Raw genomic sequence first — 15,357 nt, 5'->3', positions numbered from 1 at the left:
TCTATAACGTTCCATGGCGTCAAATCTTGTAGTATGCCAAACCTTCACAACCATTATTCACAAGTTGTCGCAATTTGATACCACAGACTTCGACGAACTATACGCGACGGCGTTTCGGCGGACGGCAGCCGTTGTGAGGAACCGGCGTTACGTCTTTGATCAGGTTGACTTCAAGGCCAGCGGCTTGAAGGGAACGGATCGCGGCTTCGCGGCCTGCGCCCGGACCTTTAACCATAACCTCGACGGCTTTCATGCCATGCTCCATAGCGGCTTTCGCAGCGGCTTCGGCAGCCATTTGAGCGGCGAAAGGTGTGCTTTTGCGGGAGCCCTTGTAACCAAGGTTGCCGGAGCTCGCCCAGGAGATCGCATTGCCGTGCGGATCCGTGATCGTAACGATCGTATTGTTGAACGTCGAGCGGATGTGGGCAACGCCGGACTCGACGTTTTTCCGATCGCGACGTTTCGTACGTACGACTTTTTTAGCTTTAGCCATTGTTCGTTATCCCCCCTTGTTATTTCTTCTTGTTCGCTACCGTACGACGAGGACCTTTGCGCGTGCGCGCATTCGTCTTCGTGCGTTGTCCGCGAACCGGCAGGCCGCGACGGTGACGGATACCGCGATAGCATCCGATTTCGACGAGGCGCTTGATGTTGAGGGAAATCTCGCGGCGGAGATCGCCTTCCACTTTGACGGATTTGTCGATGACTTCACGCAGCTTGCTCACTTCGTCTTCCGTGAGGTCGCGTACGCGAGTCGCAGCGCTGACGCCCGTTTCGGCCAGAATTTTCTGAGCCGTCGTCTTGCCAATACCGAAGATGTATTGGAGCGCGATTTCAACGCGCTTGTCGCGCGGCAAGTCTACACCAGCAATACGTGCCATGAATCGTTTCCTCCCTTCTTAACCTTGTCTTTGTTTGTGCTTCGGATTTTCGCAGATGACCATAACGTTGCCTTTGCGGCGAATGACTTTGCATTTTTCGCAGATCGGCTTAACCGAAGGTCTGACCTTCATTGTGAATTACCTCCCGAATCCTTCCTCTGCAGGCACGAGGCCTACTTCCGATAGGTGATGCGTCCTCTGGACAGATCGTAAGGCGACAACTGGATAACCACTTTGTCTCCGGTCAGAATACGGATAAAGTGCATTCTGAGCTTGCCGGATACATGAGCGAGAATCTGGTGGCCGTTCTCCAGTTCAACCTTGAACATGGCATTTGGCAACGGCTCGATTACCGTACCTTCGACTTCAATGACGTCTTCCTTGGCCATCCTCATTCTCCTTTCGGCTTGTGTACTTCTGTATGGCGAATCTTAGCTTGGCGTTGGTCACCCGGCCCGTCTCGGACATGCTGTCCGAAACTTCGCTGCTGAGAGCCGGAAGTAACTGAAGATGCTGCATGTTCTTCTTCTTCGGCGAGTCGAAGCGACGCCCGTCTCCATCCGCGATCAGGACGAATTTCTCGTCCAAGACGCCGATGATGACCGCATGGCTGCCCTCGTCCTTGCCTCGAAGCACTTTGACCAGGCGTCCGATCTGAGCAAGCGGATCCAAGACCCTACTTCGCCTCCGGCAGCTTCGTCAAAATCTCGCAACCGTTCTCCGTGACCGCTACCGTGTGCTCGTAATGAGCGCACCAGGAGCCGTCAACCGTTACAACCGTCCAATTGTCCGACAGGGTCTGGACGTAGCGCTCCCCGATGTTCACCATCGGCTCGATGGCCAGCACCATTCCAGGCTTCAGCCGGGGTCCGCGATCCGGAATGCCGTAGTTCGGAATTTGCGGCTCTTCATGAAGATCCTTTCCAATTCCGTGCCCGACATACTCGCGTACAATGGAAAAGCCCGCATCCTCCACCACTTTTTGAATGGCGTGCGAGACCGTATACAGCCGAACATCCGGTTTGACCAGCTCAAGCCCGGCGTACAGCGATCGTTCGGTCACTTCCAGCAGACGTCGAACTTCTTCCGTGACGTCGCCTACCGGATAGGTCCAAGCCGAATCTCCGTGGTAGCCCTCAAACTGGGCGCCGATATCCAGCGTGATGATATCTCCGTCCTTGAGCTTGCGGCTGCCCGGAATGCCGTGCACCAGTTCTTCGTTTACAGAAGCGCAAATGCTGCCAGGAAACTGATTGTAGCCTTTAAAAGATGGAATTGCGTCCTGACTGCGAATGTAACGATCGGCGATGTCATCCAACTCACGGGTCGTAACCCCGGCCCGTACCGCGTCCGCCATCAGGCGATGCGTTTCGGCCACGATGCGTCCCGCTTCTCTCATGAATCGCAGTTCGGCTTCAGACTTGCAAATTATCATTCGTTCGAACCCCGCAGACGACCGGCGATGTCGGCGGTGACTTGATCGATTTCCTGCTCTCCGTTCACTTCACGCAGCAGACCTTTGCCGCTGTAGTATTCCAGAAGCGGGGCCGTCTTGGAGATGTATTCGTCCAAGCGGGTGCCGACCTTTTCTTCCGTGTCATCCGAGCGCTGGTACAGCTCTCCGCCATCCTTGTCACAGATGCCTTCCACCTTCGGAGGATTGAACATCACATGATAGGTAGCGCCGCAGGTTTTGCAGATGCGGCGTCCGGTGAGCCGGGCGAGCAGAAGTCCGCGATCGACATGAAGATTGACGACATGATCGATGCTGCGGCCCATTTCGGCCAGCATGACATCAAGCGTTTCGGCTTGCTGAAGCGTCCGCGGAAAGCCATCCAGCAGGAAGCCCTTCTCGCAGTCGGCAAGCAGCAGTCGCTCGCGTACGATGCCATTCGTAATTTCATCCGGAACAAGCAGTCCTTGATCGACGAATTCCTTCGCTTTCTGACCAAGCGGCGTGCCCTGCTTCATCGCCAGCCGGAATGCGTCTCCGGTGGAGATGTGAGGAACGTTGAACTGTTCGACGATTCTCTCGGCCTGGGTACCCTTGCCGGCTCCCGGAGGGCCCATGAAAAGAATGTTCATCCTGTCGTCCTCGCTTTGGCACTATAGGCACGCGCGGGCTGACCTGCAGCTCCCCAAGTGGAGCCGTCAAGCCGCCCGTTCGAAGCCTCGTGTTATTTATTGATGAACCCTTTGTAGTGACGCTTGATCAGCTGGCTCTCGATCTGCTTCATCGTGTCGAGCGCGACGCCGACAACGATCAGCAGCGAAGTACCGCCGAGCTGAATCGTGCGGTCAAGACCGAACAACGAGCCGAAGAACACCGGCAGGATCGAGATGATGGCCAGGAACAGCGCCCCGAACAACGTGATTCTCGACATGACGCGGGTAATGTAGCTCGAGGTAGGCTTGCCCGGACGAACGCCAGGGATGTAGCCGCCATTCTTCTTCATCTGGTCCGCCATCTGTACAGGATTGATCTGCACGAAGGTGTAGAAGAAGGTGAAGCCGATAATCAGTATAACATAGATCACCATTCCAAGCGCCTTATCCGGTGCGAGGTGGGTGATGATCCATTGAGCCCAGTCGTGGCTGGCCCAGAACTGCGCAATTGTGGACGGGAACATCAGCAGCGAGATCGCGAAGATAACCGGGATAACGCCCGCGCCATTCACTTTGAGCGGAATGTGCGTCGATTGGCCGCCGTACATCTTGCGTCCGACAACACGCTTCGCGTATTGCACCGGGATTTTGCGAATCCCTTGCTGGACGATGATGACGCCGATAATCATGAGGATGATCCCAACCAGAATGGCCAGCACCTGGAGGACGCCCAGGAACACCTGGTCCGTCTTATCGACGAAGTACGTCGTGTAGATTTTGCGGATATGGCCCGGCAGGCCAGCGATGATACCCGCGAAGATAATCACCGAGATGCCGTTGCCGATGCCGCGTTCCGTAATCTGCTCTCCGAGCCACATCAGGAATGCCGTACCTGCCGTCAGGACAATCGCGATCATCGCGTATACCGCGAAGTTCGCGTCTTGAACCATCTGGTAGTTGTACATGCGGTTGAAACCAACTGCTGTTGCAAAACCCTGGACAAGACCCAACCCAATCGTACCGTAGCGAGTGATCTGCGCCAGCTTGCGCTTTCCGTTCTCGCCTTCTTTTGCCCATTCTGCGAACTTAGGAATGACATCCATCGAAAGCAGCTGGACAATGATCGACGCCGTAATGTACGGCATGATGCCGATCGCGAAGATCGAGAATTGGAAGAGCGCGCCGCCCGAGAACGTGTTCAGCAAGCCAAAAAGATCTGAGCCTGAGTTGTCAAGTTGGGTGAAGACGTCCTTGTCGATGTTGGGCACCGGAATGAAGGAACCGATGCGGTATACAAGCAAAATGAAAAGGGTAAAGAGGATTCTCCGCCGGAGGTCCTCCACTTTCCAAATGTTTGAAACCGTCTTGAACAATTAGATCACCTCGGTTTGACCGCCGGCAGCCTGGATTTTCTCTACCGCAGATTGAGAGAACTTGTTTGCTTTAACCGTCAGCTTAACCGTTACTTCGCCGTTGCCCAGGATCTTGATGCCGGCTTGAGGATTTTTTACGATCCCTTTAGCGACAAGAATTTCCGGAGTAACTTCGGAGCCAGCTTCAAATACATTGAGCTCTTCGATGTTGACGATCGCGTACTCTTTGCGGAAAGGATTGTTGAAACCACGCTTAGGCAGACGACGATAAAGCGGGTTTTGACCGCCTTCGAAGCCCGGACGGACGCCGCCGCCGGAACGTGCGTTTTGACCTTTGTGGCCTTTGCCTGCGGTTTTGCCGTTGCCGCTGCCGATACCGCGGCCTTTGCGGTATGGAGCTTTGCGGGAACCTTCAGCTGGTTTGAGTTCATGCAGTTTCATCGTTCGTTGCACCTCCTTGTTGCTCTTTGTAAATCTATGGATAGACGATGCTTGATCGTCTCTTATACTTCTTCCACTTTAACCAGGTGACTCACGTGGGTCACCATACCGCGAATCGCGGGGCTGTCGTTATGAACAACCGTTTGGCGGATCTTGCGAAGACCGAGCGACGCGACCGTAGCGCGTTGCTTCTCGTTGCGGCCGATCAGACTGCGGACGAGGGTGATTTGCAATTTAGCCATCGTGTTCCCTCCTTAACCCAGCAGCTCTTCAACCGTTTTTCCGCGAAGCTTGGCAACGTCCTCAGCGCGTTTCAGGCGGGAGAGCCCTTCGAGCGTTGCGTTGACCATGTTCATGGAATTGGAAGAACCGAGGGATTTGGTCAGGATGTCGCCGACTCCTGCCAGCTCGAGCACGGCACGCACAGGGCCGCCAGCGATAACGCCGGTACCTTGGGAAGCCGGTTTGAGCAGAACTTGACCAGCGCCGAAGTGACCGAGCACTTGGTGCGGGATCGTCGTGTTCACGAGCGGGATCGAGATCATGTTTTTCTTCGCATCTTCAATCCCTTTGCGGATCGCGTCTGGAACCTCTTGAGCTTTGCCGATGCCGGCGCCTACATGGCCTTTGCCGTCGCCGACAACGACCAGAGCGCTGAAGCTGAAGCGGCGTCCGCCTTTGACTACTTTCGCTACGCGGTTGATGTGAACCACTTTCTCTTGCAGTTCACCCAGCGCATTTGCATCAATACGCAAGTCGATATACCTCCCTTGTCAGAAAATTAGAATTGGAGACCAGCTTCGCGAGCTGCGTCAGCCAGTGCTTGAATCCGTCCATGGTACAGGTAGCCGCCGCGATCGAAGACAACCGCTTCGTGGCCTTTTTCCTTGGCACGTTTCGCGATCAGTTCTCCAACCAGCTTTGCGGATTCCACGTTGCCGCCGTTGCTCACTTTCTCAGCAAGCTCTTTGTCCAGCGTGGAAGCCGATGCGATCGTTACGCCAGCCACATCGTCGATCAGTTGAGCATAGATGTGCTTGGAGGAACGGTATACCGACAGACGAGGACGCTCTACCGTGCCGTTGATTTTCTTGCGGACACGCAGATGGCGTTTCAGACGGGCTTTGTTTTTGTCGCCTTTGGTGATCATTGAGGGATCCTCCCTTCTTCGTTCGTGGTGCTGCTATCGTCAGCATGCGATCATGCTTACTTTTTCTTGCCGGCCTTGCCTTCCTTGCGGATGATGCGCTCGCCTTCGTACTTGATGCCTTTGCCTTTGTAAGGCTCTGGCTCGCGTACGGCACGGATCTTAGCCGCTGTCGCGCCGACAAGCTCTTTGTCGATGCCGCGAACCGTGATCTTGTTGTTGCCCACGACTTCGAACTCGATGCCTTGTGCAGGCACGATTTCAACCGGGTGGGAGTAGCCGACGTTCAGGACGACTTTCTCGCCTTGCTTCGAAGCACGGTAGCCGACGCCGACGAGCTCGAGGTTTTTGGAGAAGCCATCCGTTACACCGCTGACCATGTTCGCGATGATGCTGCGGGTCGTTCCGTGCAAGGAGCGGTGCAGCTTGTTGTCGGAAGGACGCTCCACGAGGATCGTGCCCTCTTCCAGGTTAACTTTCATATCTTTATGGACCGGACGGCTAAGGGAACCTTTCGGTCCTTTTACCGTGATCACCGTATCGTCCAGGGAGACGTTCACTCCGCTAGGGACAGTAATGGGTTTTCGACCAATACGGGACATTGTTGCACCTCCTATCGCTGTAGCTTTAGATTACCAGACGTAGCAGACGACTTCGCCGCCAGCTTTGCCTTGACGAGCTTCCTTGTCGGTCATAACTCCCTTGGACGTGGAGATAATCGCGATGCCGAGACCGCCGAGTACGCGCGGGATTTCGCCCGATTTCGTGTAGACGCGCAGGCCAGGCTTGCTGATGCGCTTGAGGCCCGTGATGACGCGCTCGTTGTTGGAGCCGTATTTCAAGAAAATACGGATCATCCCTTGCTTGCTGTCCTCGATATATTCAGCGTCACGAATGAAGCCCTCACGCTTCAGAATATCAGCGATTTGCTTCTTGATTTTCGAAGCGGGCATTTCAACGGTTTCATGACGGACAAGATTCGCATTGCGGATACGGGTAAGCATATCTGCGATCGGATCAGACATAACCATTCTTGTGTACCTCCTTCCCTAACTAAGACGGATTACCAGCTGGCCTTCTTCACGCCAGGAATCTGGCCTTTGTATGCTAATTCACGGAAACAAATCCGGCAAATTTTAAACTTCTGCAGAACCGAGTGAGGACGTCCGCAGCGCTCGCAGCGCGTGTAGGCACGAACCTTGAACTTCGGCGTGCGTTGTTGCTTTATTTTCATCGAAGTTTTAGCCACTTTGGTATTACACCTCCTGATTGGCGATTACTTCGCGAACGGCATTCCCAGTTGGGTCAGCAGCTCACGGGATTCTTCGTCCGACTTCGCCGTCGTTACGATAACGACGTCCATGCCGCGGACTTTATCGACTTTGTCGTATTCGACCTCCGGGAAGATCAGCTGCTCTTTAAGACCGAGGGTGTAGTTGCCGCGACCGTCGAAAGCCTTGGTCGATACGCCGCGGAAGTCGCGTACGCGCGGAAGCGCGGTGTTGAACAGCTTGTCGAGGAAGTAGTACATGCGGTCGCCGCGCAGCGTTACTTTAACCCCGATCGGCATGTTCTCACGAAGCTTGAAGCCTGCGATCGACTTCTTCGCGCGCGTGATGACCGGCTTTTGACCGGAGATGAGGCGGAGATCTTCGACGGCCGTATCAAGCACTTTGGAGTTGGCGACTGCTTCGCCTACGCCCATGTTGATGACGACTTTCTCGATCTTCGGCACCTGCATTACAGTCGAGTAGTTGAACTTCTGCATCAGAGCAGGAGTCACATCGTTCAGGAAACGCTCTTTCATTCTTGCTGCCATGGTAAAGGGTCCTCCTTTCCGTAAAGAATAATTAGTCGATAACCTCGCCGGAACGCTTCGCAACGCGGACTTTCTTGCCGTTGTCCAGCACTTTGTAGCCGATGCGGGTTACGTTTCCGCTCTTCGGATCCACGTGCATCACGTTGGATACATGGATCGGAGCCTCTTGCTCGATGATGCCGCCCTGAGGGTTCGCTTGGGAAGGACGCGAATGCTTCTTCACCATGTTCACACCTTCGACCAGAACGCGGTTCTCACGAGGGTAAGCTGCGATGACGCGGCCTTTTTTGCCTTTATCTTTGCCCGTGATGACGATAACGGTATCGTCCTTTTTCACGTGCAGCTTGTTGTTGTGGGATTCCAGAACTTTTTTAACCTTTGGCATGTGTTACACCTCCTGCTCCTTGAATCACGCAGCTAGATTAGATAACTTCCGGTGCAAGCGATACGATCTTCATGAAGTCTTTTTCACGAAGTTCGCGCGCAACTGGCCCGAAGATACGGGTACCGCGAGGGGATTTGTCTTCCTTCACGACAACAGCTGCATTCTCGTCGAATGCGATGTAGGAACCGTCCTTGCGGCGAACCGTGCGCTTCGTGCGAACGATAACCGCTTTGACTACATCGCCTTTTTTGACAACGCCACCGGGTGTTGCTTGTTTGACCGAGCAAACGATCAGATCACCGATGTGTCCTACACGACGTCCCGTACCACCCAGTACGCGGATGCACATCAGTTCTTTCGCGCCGGAGTTGTCAGCAACCGCAAGGCGTGTAAAAGGTTGAATCATTGAAATGTCCTCCTTTCAAACTTGATGGTCGAATCGTATTAGAGGATTACGGCTTCTTCTACGACTTGGACCAGTCTCCAACGCTTGTCTTTCGACAGCGGGCGAGTTTCCATGATTTTAACCGTGTCACCGATTTTCGCAGTGTTGTTCTCGTCATGGGCTTTGAATTTCTTCGTGTACTTGATGCGTTTATGGTACAGATCATGTTTTTTGTAGGTTTCTACAGCCACCACGATCGTTTTATCCATTTTGTCGCTGACCACTTTGCCAATCTGAACTTTGCGGTTGTTGCGTTCGCTCATGTTCATCCTCCTTCCTCAGGCTGGGCGTGTATAAGCACGCGGCTGAATTAGCTGCTGATTCCCAGTTCTCTTTGGCGCAGTACCGTTTTGGCACGTGCGATTTCTTTCCGAACGGCGCTGATGCGCGTCGGGTTGTCCAGCTGGCCCGTAGCCAGTTGGAAGCGGAGGTTGAACAGCTCTTCTTTAAAGCCGGCAACCTTTTGGTTGAGCTCATCAGTGGTCAGGTTGCGGAATTCACTAGCTTTCATTTGCTTCACCACCCACTTCTTCGCGTTTCACAAACTTCGTTTTAACCGGGAGCTTGTGGGCCGCAAGGCGCATTGCTTCGCGAGCGATTTCCTCGGATACGCCGGCAAGCTCGAACATCACTTTGCCAGGCTTCACGACGGAAACCCATTTCTCAACGTTACCTTTACCGCTACCCATCCGCACCTCGAGAGGCTTTTGGGTGATCGGCTTGGAAGGGAAGATCTTGATCCAGACCTTACCGCCACGCTTGATGTAACGGGTCATGGCGATACGAGCGGACTCGATCTGACGGTTGGTGACCCAACCCGGTTCGAGCGCTTGCAGGCCGAATTCACCGAAGTGAACTTCCGTGCCGCCTTTAGCGCGACCTTTCATATGTCCGCGTTGTTCTTTGCGGTGTTTGACGCGTTTAGGTACCAACATGATTAGTTGCCTCCTTCCTGGACGGCTGCTTTCTTTTTAGAAGGAAGGATTTCACCGCGGTAGATCCACACTTTTACGCCGATGCGGCCGTAAGTCGTATGGGCTTCAGCCGTGCCGTAGTCGATGTCGGCGCGCAGCGTATGAAGCGGAACGGTGCCTTCGCTGTATCCTTCTTGACGAGCGATCTCTGCGCCGCCGAGACGGCCGCTGACCGAAGTCTTGATTCCTTTTGCGCCAGCGCGCATGGAACGTTGCAGAGCTTGTTTCATGGCGCGGCGGAACGAAGTCCGGCGCTCCAGCTGTTGAGCGATGCTTTCGGCAACGAGCGTTGCGTCCAGATCCGCTTGCTTGATTTCGGAGATGTTGATGTGGACTTTTTTGCCGCCCGTGATGCGAGTCAGTTCGCTGCGGAGGTTCTCCACCTCGGAGCCGCCCTTGCCGATGACCATACCCGGCTTCGCCGTGTAGATCGTGACGTTGACGCGGTTCGCCGCGCGCTCGATCTCGATGCGGGATACAGCAGCGTCTTTAAGTTTTCCTTTAAGGAATTCGCGAACTCGAACATCTTCCATGAGAAGAGTGCCGAAGTCTTTACCCGCGTACCATTTGGATTCCCAATCCCGGATGACTCCGATCCGGAGACCAACCGGATTTACCTTTTGACCCACTCGTTATCCCTCCTTATTTTTCGGATACGACCAGCGTAATGTGGCTGGTGCGCTTGTTGATGCGGCTTGCACGTCCCATAGCGCGCGGCATGAACCGTTTCATCGTCGGACCTTGGTTGACGAATACCTGGGATACGACCAAATTGTTCACGTCCAGCTGGTAGTTGTGCTCCGCGTTGGCGATTGCCGAGTTCAGCAGCTTCTCAACGATCGGGGACGCGGCGCGCGGAGTGTGGCGCAGGATCGCGATCGCTTCGCCGACTTGCTTGCCGCGGATCAGATCAACGACGAGCTGAGCCTTGCGTGGCGCGATGCGGACTTGGTTAGCATGTGCTCTTGCTTCTGCCATGACAGGTACCTCCTCTCAAACAGCTTGATTATGGAAAGGCAGCGGCTTAGCGTCTGCCCGTTTTCTTGTCGTCGTCGTGACCTTTGTAGGTACGAGTCGGTGCGAATTCGCCGAACTTATGTCCGACCATGTCTTCCGTCACATAGACCGGCACGTGCTTGCGGCCGTCGTAAACAGCCAGCGTGTGTCCGATGAATTGCGGGAAGATCGTGGAACGGCGGGACCAAGTTTTGATCACCGTCTTTTTGTTCGCAGCGTTGAGTTCTTCAACCTTTTTCAGCAGGTACCCATCGATGAAAGGACCTTTTTTCAAACTACGACCCATGAAGTGGTTCCTCCCTTCCTCGAGACGTTAGCGTGACGCAGACTTACGTCACGCGCAGTCGCTCAAGCGATTATTATTTCGTGCGGCGACGAATAATATATTGGCTCGATGCTTTCTTCTTCTTCCGCGTTTTGGCGCCGAGGGTCGGTTTGCCCCAAGGAGACATAGGCGATTTGCGTCCGATCGGAGCGCGGCCTTCACCACCACCGTGAGGGTGATCGTTCGGGTTCATGACGACGCCGCGAACTTCAGGACGCTTGCCCAGCCAACGGGAACGGCCGGCTTTACCGATTTTCACGAGCTCGTGATCCTCGTTGCCAACAGATCCGATCGTAGCGCGGCAAGTTTTCAGAATGCGGCGAACCTCGCCGGAAGTCAGACGGATAACCGCGTATGCATCCTCTTTACCGAGGAGCTGAGCTTCCGTACCGGCAGCGCGAACGAGTTGTCCGCCTTTGCCAGGCTTCATTTCGATGTTGTGGATCAGCGTACCGACCGGAATGTTTTCCAGTGGAAGCGCATTGCCCACTTTGATGTCGGCGGATGGACCGGAAACGATCTGGTCGCCGACTTTCAGGCCTTTAGGAGCGATGATGTAGCGCTTCTCGCCATCGACGTAGTGGATCAGCGCGATGTTCGAGGTGCGGTTCGGATCATACTCGATCGTCGCTACGCGTCCTACGATGCCATCCTTGTTGCGCTTGAAGTCGATGATGCGGTACTTGCGCTTATGTCCGCCGCCGTGGTGGCGAACCGTGATTTTGCCCTGGTTGTTGCGGCCGGCTTTTTTGAAAAGCGGCGCCAGGAGCGATTTCTCCGGTACGTTCGTTGTGATCTCTTCAAATGTCGAGACCGACATGCCGCGACGGGCCGGGGAAGTCGGTTTGTACTTCTTGATTGGCACTTTGTTTCCCTCCTTGTCTCGTCAGATTAGACCGACTCGAAGAATTCCAGCTCTTTGCTGTCTTCGCTCAGTTGAACGAAGGCTTTCTTCCACTCGGACGTGTAACCGGAATGACGGCCGTAGCGCTTCGGCTTAGCCGGCACGCGAAGCGTGTTTACGCTGCTGACCTTTACATTGAAGATCTGCTCGACAGCAGATTTGATCTCGGTTTTGTTCGCACGGATGTCGACTTCGAACACATAGCGTTTTGCTCCCATGAGCTCAGTCGTTTGTTCCGTGATCACCGGGCGCTTGATAATATCGCGTGGATCCTTCATTACGCAAGCACCTCCTGTACTTTCTCGACCGCATCCTTGGTGATGATGAGTTGGTCGTGCGACAGCACATCCAGAACATTGATGCCATCAGCTGCGACGAACTTCACTCCAGGAATATTGCGGGCGGACAGAGCCACGTTGTTCTCGAATTCAGCCGTAACGACAAGCGCTTTGCGGCCGACTTTGAGGTTGTTCAGCACGGCTTTGAACTCTTTCGTCTTCGGAGCTTCGAAGCTCAGTTGATCGAGAACGATCAGCTCGCTTGCGATGACTTTGGAAGACAGTGCCGAACGAATCGCCAGACGGCGAACTTTCTTAGGCAGCTTGAAGCTGTAGCTGCGCGGAGTCGGTCCGAAGACAGTGCCGCCGCCAACCCATTGCGGGGAGCGGATCGAGCCCTGACGAGCGCGGCCGGTGCCTTTTTGTTTCCAAGGCTTGCGTCCGCCGCCGCGTACTTCGGAGCGTCCTTTCGTCTTGTGCGTGCCAGCGCGCTCGGCTGCTTGCTGAAGCAGAACGGCGCTATGCAGGACATGCGAGTTAGGCTCGATGCCGAAGACATGCTCGGAAAGCTCGATGTCGCCGACTTGGGAGCCGCTCACGTTGAAGATAGCTACTTTAGGCATAGCTTGTTCCTCCTTTCTTCAGGCGGTGCTTATTTCTTCACCGTTTGTTTGATTTTTACGAAGCTGTTTCTAGGACCCGGAATAGAGCCTTTAACCAGCAGGACATTGCGCTCTGCATCGACGCGTACGACTTCAAGCTTTTGAATCGTAATCGTCTCGTGGCCCATATGGCCTGGCAGGCGTTTGCCTTTTGGAACGCGGTTCGCTTGGATCGAGCCCATCGAACCAGGTCCGCGGTGGTAGCGGGAACCGTGCGCCATTGGGCCGCGGCTTTGTCCCCAGCGCTTGATTACGCCTTGGAATCCTTTGCCCTTGGATACGCCAGTTACGTCAACGAATTCGCCTTCCGTGAATACGTCGGCTTTAATTTCTTGGCCAACTTCATATTCGCCCAGGTTAATGCCGCGAATTTCACGAATGTAGCGCTTAGGAGCCGTGTTGGCTTTTTTCGCATGGCCGATAGCAGGTTTCGTCGCGTTTTTCTCCTTTTTGTCGGAGAAGCCGAGTTGAACCGCCTCGTAGCCGTCGTTCTCTTGGTCTTTCTTCTGCAGGATGACGCATGGACCGGCTTCGATAACCGTGACTGGCACGACGTTACCTTCAGCTGTGAACACTTGCGTCATACCGATCTTTTTGCCTAAGATACCCTTCATGTTGACACCTCTTTTCGTTCTCACTTAGCTTTCGCTTGTGGATAACTTACAGTTTGATTTCGATATCGACACCGGACGGCAGGTCCAGACGCATCAGCGCATCAACCGTTTGCGGAGTCGGGTTCACAATATCGATCAGACGCTTGTGCGTACGCTGCTCGAATTGCTCGCGCGAATCCTTGTACTTGTGTACTGCACGGAGAATGGTGATGATTTGCTTTTCCGTCGGAAGCGGAATCGGTCCAGAAACACCTGCTCCGGAACGTTTTGCGGTTTCCACGATTTTCTCTGCAGACTGGTCAAGAATGCGGTGATCGTATGCTTTCAAGCGAATACGAATCTTTTGCTTTGCCATATAAGTCCCTCCTTCTATCGCCCAATTTAGTATCGGACATACTCCGCGAGAACTCCTCCCACACGCTCCATGGCAAAGGAGCCGGGTGTGTCAGCAACCTCCCGCATCATCGCAACGTCACAGACCAACAGACAATATTTTATCACGTTGGATGGGCGATTGCAACATGGAAATGCCAGCTTGCCGCGCTGCATTGCCTTTCCCATGCCGGAAGCCGTTTTCGCTCCATCCTCGATTCCTTCGATCGGATTGTGTTTCTTCTATAATAATGGAGTGAATCGAATCCAATCGTTCAAACAAAAATCCCCTGCCTGAGAGGCAGGGGATTTTGCAAGCTGCAGCTGACGCTGCAGAAAGCTTATTTTTGGATTGTTGCTACGGCGCCAGCGCCTACCGTACGGCCGCCTTCGCGGATCGAGAAGCGCGTGCCTTCTTCGATTGCGATTGGAGCGATCAGCTCAACCGTAACGGTGATGTTGTCGCCAGGCATAACCATTTCCGTACCTTCCGGCAGGTTGATGATGCCCGTTACGTCCGTCGTGCGGAAGTAGAACTGTGGACGGTAGCCCGTGAAGAAAGGCTTGTGGCGTCCGCCCTCTTCTTTGGTCAGGACGTAGATTTGAGCCGTAAAGTTCGTGTGCGGCTTAACGGAGCCTGGCTTGGCCAGAACTTGTCCGCGCTCGATGTCTTTACGGTCAACGCCGCGAAGCAGGGCGCCGATGTTGTCGCCAGCTTGAGCGGAGTCCATCAGCTTACGGAACATTTCAACGCCCGTAACGACGGATTTGCGGGATTCTTCAGCAAGACCGATGATTTCGACCTCGTCGGAGACTTTGACCGTACCGCGGTCGATACGGCCGGTTGCAACCGTACCGCGGCCCGTGATCGTGAACACGTCCTCGACTGGCATCAGGAAAGGCTTCGCCGTGTCGCGCTCAGGAGTCGGGATGTACGTATCAACTTGCTCGAAGAGCTCGATGATTTTATCAGCCCATGGACCGTCTGGGTTTTGCAGGGCTTCACGAGCAGCGCCGCGGATGATCGGCGTGTCGTCGCCTGGGAACTCGTACTCGTTGAGGAGGTCGCGAACTTCCATCTCAACCAGCTCGAGGAGCTCTTCGTCTTCAACCATGTCGCATTTGTTCAGGAATACGACGATGTAAGGAACGCCGACTTGGCGGGAGAGCAGGATGTGCTCGCGCGTTTGCGGCATAGGGCCGTCAGCTGCGGATACAACCAGGATCGCGCCGTCCATTTGAGCTGCGCCGGTGATCATGTTTTTAACATAGTCGGCGTGGCCTGGGCAGTCAACGTGAGCGTAGTGGCGGTTAGGCGTCTCGTACTCGACGTGTGCCGTCGAGATCGTGATGCCGCGCTCGCGCTCTTCTGGAGCTTTGTCGATTTGGTCGAACGCGATTGCCGCGCCGCCGTATTTTTTGGAAAGAACCGTCGTGATGGCAGCCGTCAGCGTCGTTTTGCCGTGGTCGACGTGACCGATGGTGCCAATGTTAACGTGGGGTTTAGTACGTTCAAATTTAGCCTTTGCCATTGAACTTAATCCTCCTTCAAGGTCAGGAAAGTTTATGTTAGGTGACAGACCGTTCACCGCTCGAGCGGCAGGCACGGCCTGT

The 15,357-nt window shown here is 54.5% G+C and carries 30 protein-coding genes; all 30 read right to left on the bottom strand.

What is annotated here, in order from left to right; translation table 11 throughout:
• Positions 1-97 precede the first annotated feature (97 nt).
• Complete coding sequence (rpsK, locus tag GE073_RS03200; protein WP_028598220.1) at positions 98-493, bottom strand: 30S ribosomal protein S11; 396 nt, start codon at positions 491-493, stop codon at positions 98-100.
• 19 nt (positions 494-512) lie between these two features.
• Entirely contained in the window at positions 513-881 is a 369-nt protein-coding gene (rpsM, locus tag GE073_RS03195; RefSeq protein ID WP_028598219.1) for a 30S ribosomal protein S13, read from the bottom strand.
• 18 nt (positions 882-899) lie between these two features.
• Positions 900-1,013 carry a 50S ribosomal protein L36 gene (gene rpmJ / locus GE073_RS03190; protein ID WP_021296640.1) on the bottom strand — a complete coding sequence of 38 codons (114 nt, stop codon included), beginning with the start codon at positions 1,011-1,013 and terminating at the stop codon, positions 900-902.
• Between the two features lie 41 nt (positions 1,014-1,054).
• Entirely contained in the window at positions 1,055-1,270 is a 216-nt protein-coding gene (gene infA / locus GE073_RS03185; protein ID WP_015847200.1) for a translation initiation factor IF-1, read from the bottom strand.
• Positions 1,248-1,553: a KOW domain-containing RNA-binding protein gene (locus tag GE073_RS03180; protein WP_028598218.1), complete on the bottom strand. Its 306-nt coding sequence runs from the start codon at positions 1,551-1,553 to the stop codon at positions 1,248-1,250. The genes infA and GE073_RS03180 overlap by 23 nt, the downstream gene beginning before the upstream one ends.
• Before the next feature lie 4 nt (positions 1,554-1,557).
• Complete coding sequence (gene map / locus GE073_RS03175; protein ID WP_028598217.1) at positions 1,558-2,316, bottom strand: type I methionyl aminopeptidase; 759 nt, start codon at positions 2,314-2,316, stop codon at positions 1,558-1,560.
• Positions 2,313-2,966: an adenylate kinase gene (locus GE073_RS03170; RefSeq protein ID WP_028598216.1), complete on the bottom strand. Its 654-nt coding sequence runs from the start codon at positions 2,964-2,966 to the stop codon at positions 2,313-2,315. The genes map and GE073_RS03170 overlap by 4 nt, the downstream gene beginning before the upstream one ends.
• 92 nt (positions 2,967-3,058) lie before the next feature.
• Positions 3,059-4,360 (bottom strand): preprotein translocase subunit SecY, encoded by a 1,302-nt coding sequence (secY, locus tag GE073_RS03165; RefSeq protein WP_028598215.1) that lies wholly within the window; start codon positions 4,358-4,360, stop codon positions 3,059-3,061.
• Complete coding sequence (rplO, locus tag GE073_RS03160; protein WP_028598214.1) at positions 4,361-4,801, bottom strand: 50S ribosomal protein L15; 441 nt, start codon at positions 4,799-4,801, stop codon at positions 4,361-4,363.
• A gap of 62 nt (positions 4,802-4,863) precedes the next feature.
• Entirely contained in the window at positions 4,864-5,043 is a 180-nt protein-coding gene (gene rpmD / locus GE073_RS03155; RefSeq protein ID WP_028598213.1) for a 50S ribosomal protein L30, read from the bottom strand.
• Between the two features lie 12 nt (positions 5,044-5,055).
• Positions 5,056-5,556 (bottom strand): 30S ribosomal protein S5, encoded by a 501-nt coding sequence (gene rpsE / locus GE073_RS03150; RefSeq protein ID WP_028598212.1) that lies wholly within the window; start codon positions 5,554-5,556, stop codon positions 5,056-5,058.
• A 26-nt stretch (positions 5,557-5,582) separates the two neighbouring features.
• Entirely contained in the window at positions 5,583-5,951 is a 369-nt protein-coding gene (gene rplR, locus GE073_RS03145; RefSeq protein ID WP_028598211.1) for a 50S ribosomal protein L18, read from the bottom strand.
• 56 nt (positions 5,952-6,007) lie between these two features.
• The gene (rplF, locus tag GE073_RS03140; protein ID WP_028598210.1) at positions 6,008-6,550 is read right to left on the bottom strand and encodes a 50S ribosomal protein L6; all 543 of its coding nucleotides are present in this window, start codon (positions 6,548-6,550) and stop codon (positions 6,008-6,010) included.
• A 30-nt stretch (positions 6,551-6,580) separates the two neighbouring features.
• Positions 6,581-6,979 carry a 30S ribosomal protein S8 gene (gene rpsH / locus GE073_RS03135; RefSeq protein WP_028598209.1) on the bottom strand — a complete coding sequence of 133 codons (399 nt, stop codon included), beginning with the start codon at positions 6,977-6,979 and terminating at the stop codon, positions 6,581-6,583.
• A gap of 32 nt (positions 6,980-7,011) precedes the next feature.
• On the bottom strand, positions 7,012-7,197 hold the full coding sequence (locus GE073_RS03130; protein WP_084136923.1) for a type Z 30S ribosomal protein S14: 186 nt from the start codon (positions 7,195-7,197) through the stop codon (positions 7,012-7,014).
• A gap of 27 nt (positions 7,198-7,224) precedes the next feature.
• Positions 7,225-7,767, bottom strand: coding sequence for a 50S ribosomal protein L5 (gene rplE / locus GE073_RS03125; RefSeq protein ID WP_028598208.1), 543 nt, complete (start codon positions 7,765-7,767; stop codon positions 7,225-7,227).
• A gap of 31 nt (positions 7,768-7,798) precedes the next feature.
• Positions 7,799-8,152 carry a 50S ribosomal protein L24 gene (gene rplX / locus GE073_RS03120; RefSeq protein ID WP_084136920.1) on the bottom strand — a complete coding sequence of 118 codons (354 nt, stop codon included), beginning with the start codon at positions 8,150-8,152 and terminating at the stop codon, positions 7,799-7,801.
• Between the two features lie 37 nt (positions 8,153-8,189).
• On the bottom strand, positions 8,190-8,558 hold the full coding sequence (gene rplN, locus GE073_RS03115; protein WP_028598206.1) for a 50S ribosomal protein L14: 369 nt from the start codon (positions 8,556-8,558) through the stop codon (positions 8,190-8,192).
• A 38-nt stretch (positions 8,559-8,596) separates the two neighbouring features.
• Complete coding sequence (rpsQ, locus tag GE073_RS03110) at positions 8,597-8,860, bottom strand: 30S ribosomal protein S17 (RefSeq protein WP_028598205.1); 264 nt, start codon at positions 8,858-8,860, stop codon at positions 8,597-8,599.
• 47 nt (positions 8,861-8,907) lie between these two features.
• Complete coding sequence (rpmC, locus tag GE073_RS03105) at positions 8,908-9,108, bottom strand: 50S ribosomal protein L29 (RefSeq protein ID WP_028598204.1); 201 nt, start codon at positions 9,106-9,108, stop codon at positions 8,908-8,910.
• Complete coding sequence (gene rplP, locus GE073_RS03100; RefSeq protein ID WP_028598203.1) at positions 9,098-9,532, bottom strand: 50S ribosomal protein L16; 435 nt, start codon at positions 9,530-9,532, stop codon at positions 9,098-9,100. The genes rpmC and rplP overlap by 11 nt, the downstream gene beginning before the upstream one ends.
• Positions 9,533-9,534: 2 nt before the next feature.
• On the bottom strand, positions 9,535-10,200 hold the full coding sequence (gene rpsC / locus GE073_RS03095; protein WP_028598202.1) for a 30S ribosomal protein S3: 666 nt from the start codon (positions 10,198-10,200) through the stop codon (positions 9,535-9,537).
• 13 nt (positions 10,201-10,213) lie between these two features.
• Positions 10,214-10,549: a 50S ribosomal protein L22 gene (gene rplV / locus GE073_RS03090; RefSeq protein ID WP_028598201.1), complete on the bottom strand. Its 336-nt coding sequence runs from the start codon at positions 10,547-10,549 to the stop codon at positions 10,214-10,216.
• A gap of 46 nt (positions 10,550-10,595) precedes the next feature.
• The gene (gene rpsS / locus GE073_RS03085) at positions 10,596-10,874 is read right to left on the bottom strand and encodes a 30S ribosomal protein S19 (RefSeq protein WP_021878327.1); all 279 of its coding nucleotides are present in this window, start codon (positions 10,872-10,874) and stop codon (positions 10,596-10,598) included.
• A 73-nt stretch (positions 10,875-10,947) separates the two neighbouring features.
• Entirely contained in the window at positions 10,948-11,778 is an 831-nt protein-coding gene (rplB, locus tag GE073_RS03080) for a 50S ribosomal protein L2 (RefSeq protein WP_028598200.1), read from the bottom strand.
• A gap of 26 nt (positions 11,779-11,804) precedes the next feature.
• Positions 11,805-12,095, bottom strand: a complete 291-nt coding sequence (gene rplW, locus GE073_RS03075; protein ID WP_028598199.1) for a 50S ribosomal protein L23 — start codon at positions 12,093-12,095, stop codon at positions 11,805-11,807.
• Positions 12,095-12,718, bottom strand: a complete 624-nt coding sequence (gene rplD / locus GE073_RS03070) for a 50S ribosomal protein L4 (protein ID WP_028598198.1) — start codon at positions 12,716-12,718, stop codon at positions 12,095-12,097. The genes rplW and rplD overlap by 1 nt, the downstream gene beginning before the upstream one ends.
• A gap of 29 nt (positions 12,719-12,747) precedes the next feature.
• On the bottom strand, positions 12,748-13,371 hold the full coding sequence (gene rplC / locus GE073_RS03065; protein ID WP_028598197.1) for a 50S ribosomal protein L3: 624 nt from the start codon (positions 13,369-13,371) through the stop codon (positions 12,748-12,750).
• Between the two features lie 46 nt (positions 13,372-13,417).
• On the bottom strand, positions 13,418-13,726 hold the full coding sequence (gene rpsJ, locus GE073_RS03060; RefSeq protein ID WP_017692074.1) for a 30S ribosomal protein S10: 309 nt from the start codon (positions 13,724-13,726) through the stop codon (positions 13,418-13,420).
• Positions 13,727-14,084: 358 nt separating this feature from the next.
• Entirely contained in the window at positions 14,085-15,275 is a 1,191-nt protein-coding gene (tuf, locus tag GE073_RS03055) for an elongation factor Tu (RefSeq protein WP_028598196.1), read from the bottom strand.
• Between the last annotated feature and the right edge of the window lie 82 nt (positions 15,276-15,357).

This window comes from Paenibacillus sp. B01, from assembly GCF_009649995.1.
Classification (GTDB): domain Bacteria; phylum Bacillota; class Bacilli; order Paenibacillales; family Paenibacillaceae; genus Paenibacillus_O; species Paenibacillus_O pasadenensis.
This window is presented reverse-complemented; position numbering and strand designations above follow the sequence as displayed.

Excerpts from the sequence above, each read along its gene's own strand:
- rpmJ (WP_021296640.1), bottom strand. The coding sequence starts at position 1,013 with ATGAAGGTCAGACCTTCGGTTAAGCCGATCTGCGAAAAATGCAAAGTC.
- tuf (WP_028598196.1), bottom strand. The coding sequence starts at position 15,275 with ATGGCAAAGGCTAAATTTGAACGTACTAAACCCCACGTTAACATTGGC.
- rplX (WP_084136920.1), bottom strand. The coding sequence starts at position 8,152 with ATGCCAAAGGTTAAAAAAGTTCTGGAATCCCACAACAACAAGCTGCAC.
- rplV (WP_028598201.1), bottom strand. The coding sequence starts at position 10,549 with ATGGCAGAAGCAAGAGCACATGCTAACCAAGTCCGCATCGCGCCACGC.
- GE073_RS03170 (WP_028598216.1), bottom strand. The coding sequence starts at position 2,966 with ATGAACATTCTTTTCATGGGCCCTCCGGGAGCCGGCAAGGGTACCCAG.
- rpsM (WP_028598219.1), bottom strand. The coding sequence starts at position 881 with ATGGCACGTATTGCTGGTGTAGACTTGCCGCGCGACAAGCGCGTTGAA.
- rplR (WP_028598211.1), bottom strand. The coding sequence starts at position 5,951 with ATGATCACCAAAGGCGACAAAAACAAAGCCCGTCTGAAACGCCATCTG.
- rplF (WP_028598210.1), bottom strand. The coding sequence starts at position 6,550 with ATGTCCCGTATTGGTCGAAAACCCATTACTGTCCCTAGCGGAGTGAAC.
- rpmD (WP_028598213.1), bottom strand. The coding sequence starts at position 5,043 with ATGGCTAAATTGCAAATCACCCTCGTCCGCAGTCTGATCGGCCGCAAC.
- infA (WP_015847200.1), bottom strand. The coding sequence starts at position 1,270 with ATGGCCAAGGAAGACGTCATTGAAGTCGAAGGTACGGTAATCGAGCCG.
- rplP (WP_028598203.1), bottom strand. The coding sequence starts at position 9,532 with ATGTTGGTACCTAAACGCGTCAAACACCGCAAAGAACAACGCGGACAT.
- rpsH (WP_028598209.1), bottom strand. The coding sequence starts at position 6,979 with ATGGTTATGTCTGATCCGATCGCAGATATGCTTACCCGTATCCGCAAT.
- rpsK (WP_028598220.1), bottom strand. The coding sequence starts at position 493 with ATGGCTAAAGCTAAAAAAGTCGTACGTACGAAACGTCGCGATCGGAAA.
- rpsS (WP_021878327.1), bottom strand. The coding sequence starts at position 10,874 with ATGGGTCGTAGTTTGAAAAAAGGTCCTTTCATCGATGGGTACCTGCTG.
- rplW (WP_028598199.1), bottom strand. The coding sequence starts at position 12,095 with ATGAAGGATCCACGCGATATTATCAAGCGCCCGGTGATCACGGAACAA.
- rplD (WP_028598198.1), bottom strand. The coding sequence starts at position 12,718 with ATGCCTAAAGTAGCTATCTTCAACGTGAGCGGCTCCCAAGTCGGCGAC.
- rplN (WP_028598206.1), bottom strand. The coding sequence starts at position 8,558 with ATGATTCAACCTTTTACACGCCTTGCGGTTGCTGACAACTCCGGCGCG.
- map (WP_028598217.1), bottom strand. The coding sequence starts at position 2,316 with ATGATAATTTGCAAGTCTGAAGCCGAACTGCGATTCATGAGAGAAGCG.
- rplC (WP_028598197.1), bottom strand. The coding sequence starts at position 13,371 with ATGAAGGGTATCTTAGGCAAAAAGATCGGTATGACGCAAGTGTTCACA.
- rpsQ (WP_028598205.1), bottom strand. The coding sequence starts at position 8,860 with ATGAGCGAACGCAACAACCGCAAAGTTCAGATTGGCAAAGTGGTCAGC.
- rpmC (WP_028598204.1), bottom strand. The coding sequence starts at position 9,108 with ATGAAAGCTAGTGAATTCCGCAACCTGACCACTGATGAGCTCAACCAA.
- rpsJ (WP_017692074.1), bottom strand. The coding sequence starts at position 13,726 with ATGGCAAAGCAAAAGATTCGTATTCGCTTGAAAGCATACGATCACCGC.
- rplE (WP_028598208.1), bottom strand. The coding sequence starts at position 7,767 with ATGGCAGCAAGAATGAAAGAGCGTTTCCTGAACGATGTGACTCCTGCT.
- rplO (WP_028598214.1), bottom strand. The coding sequence starts at position 4,801 with ATGAAACTGCATGAACTCAAACCAGCTGAAGGTTCCCGCAAAGCTCCA.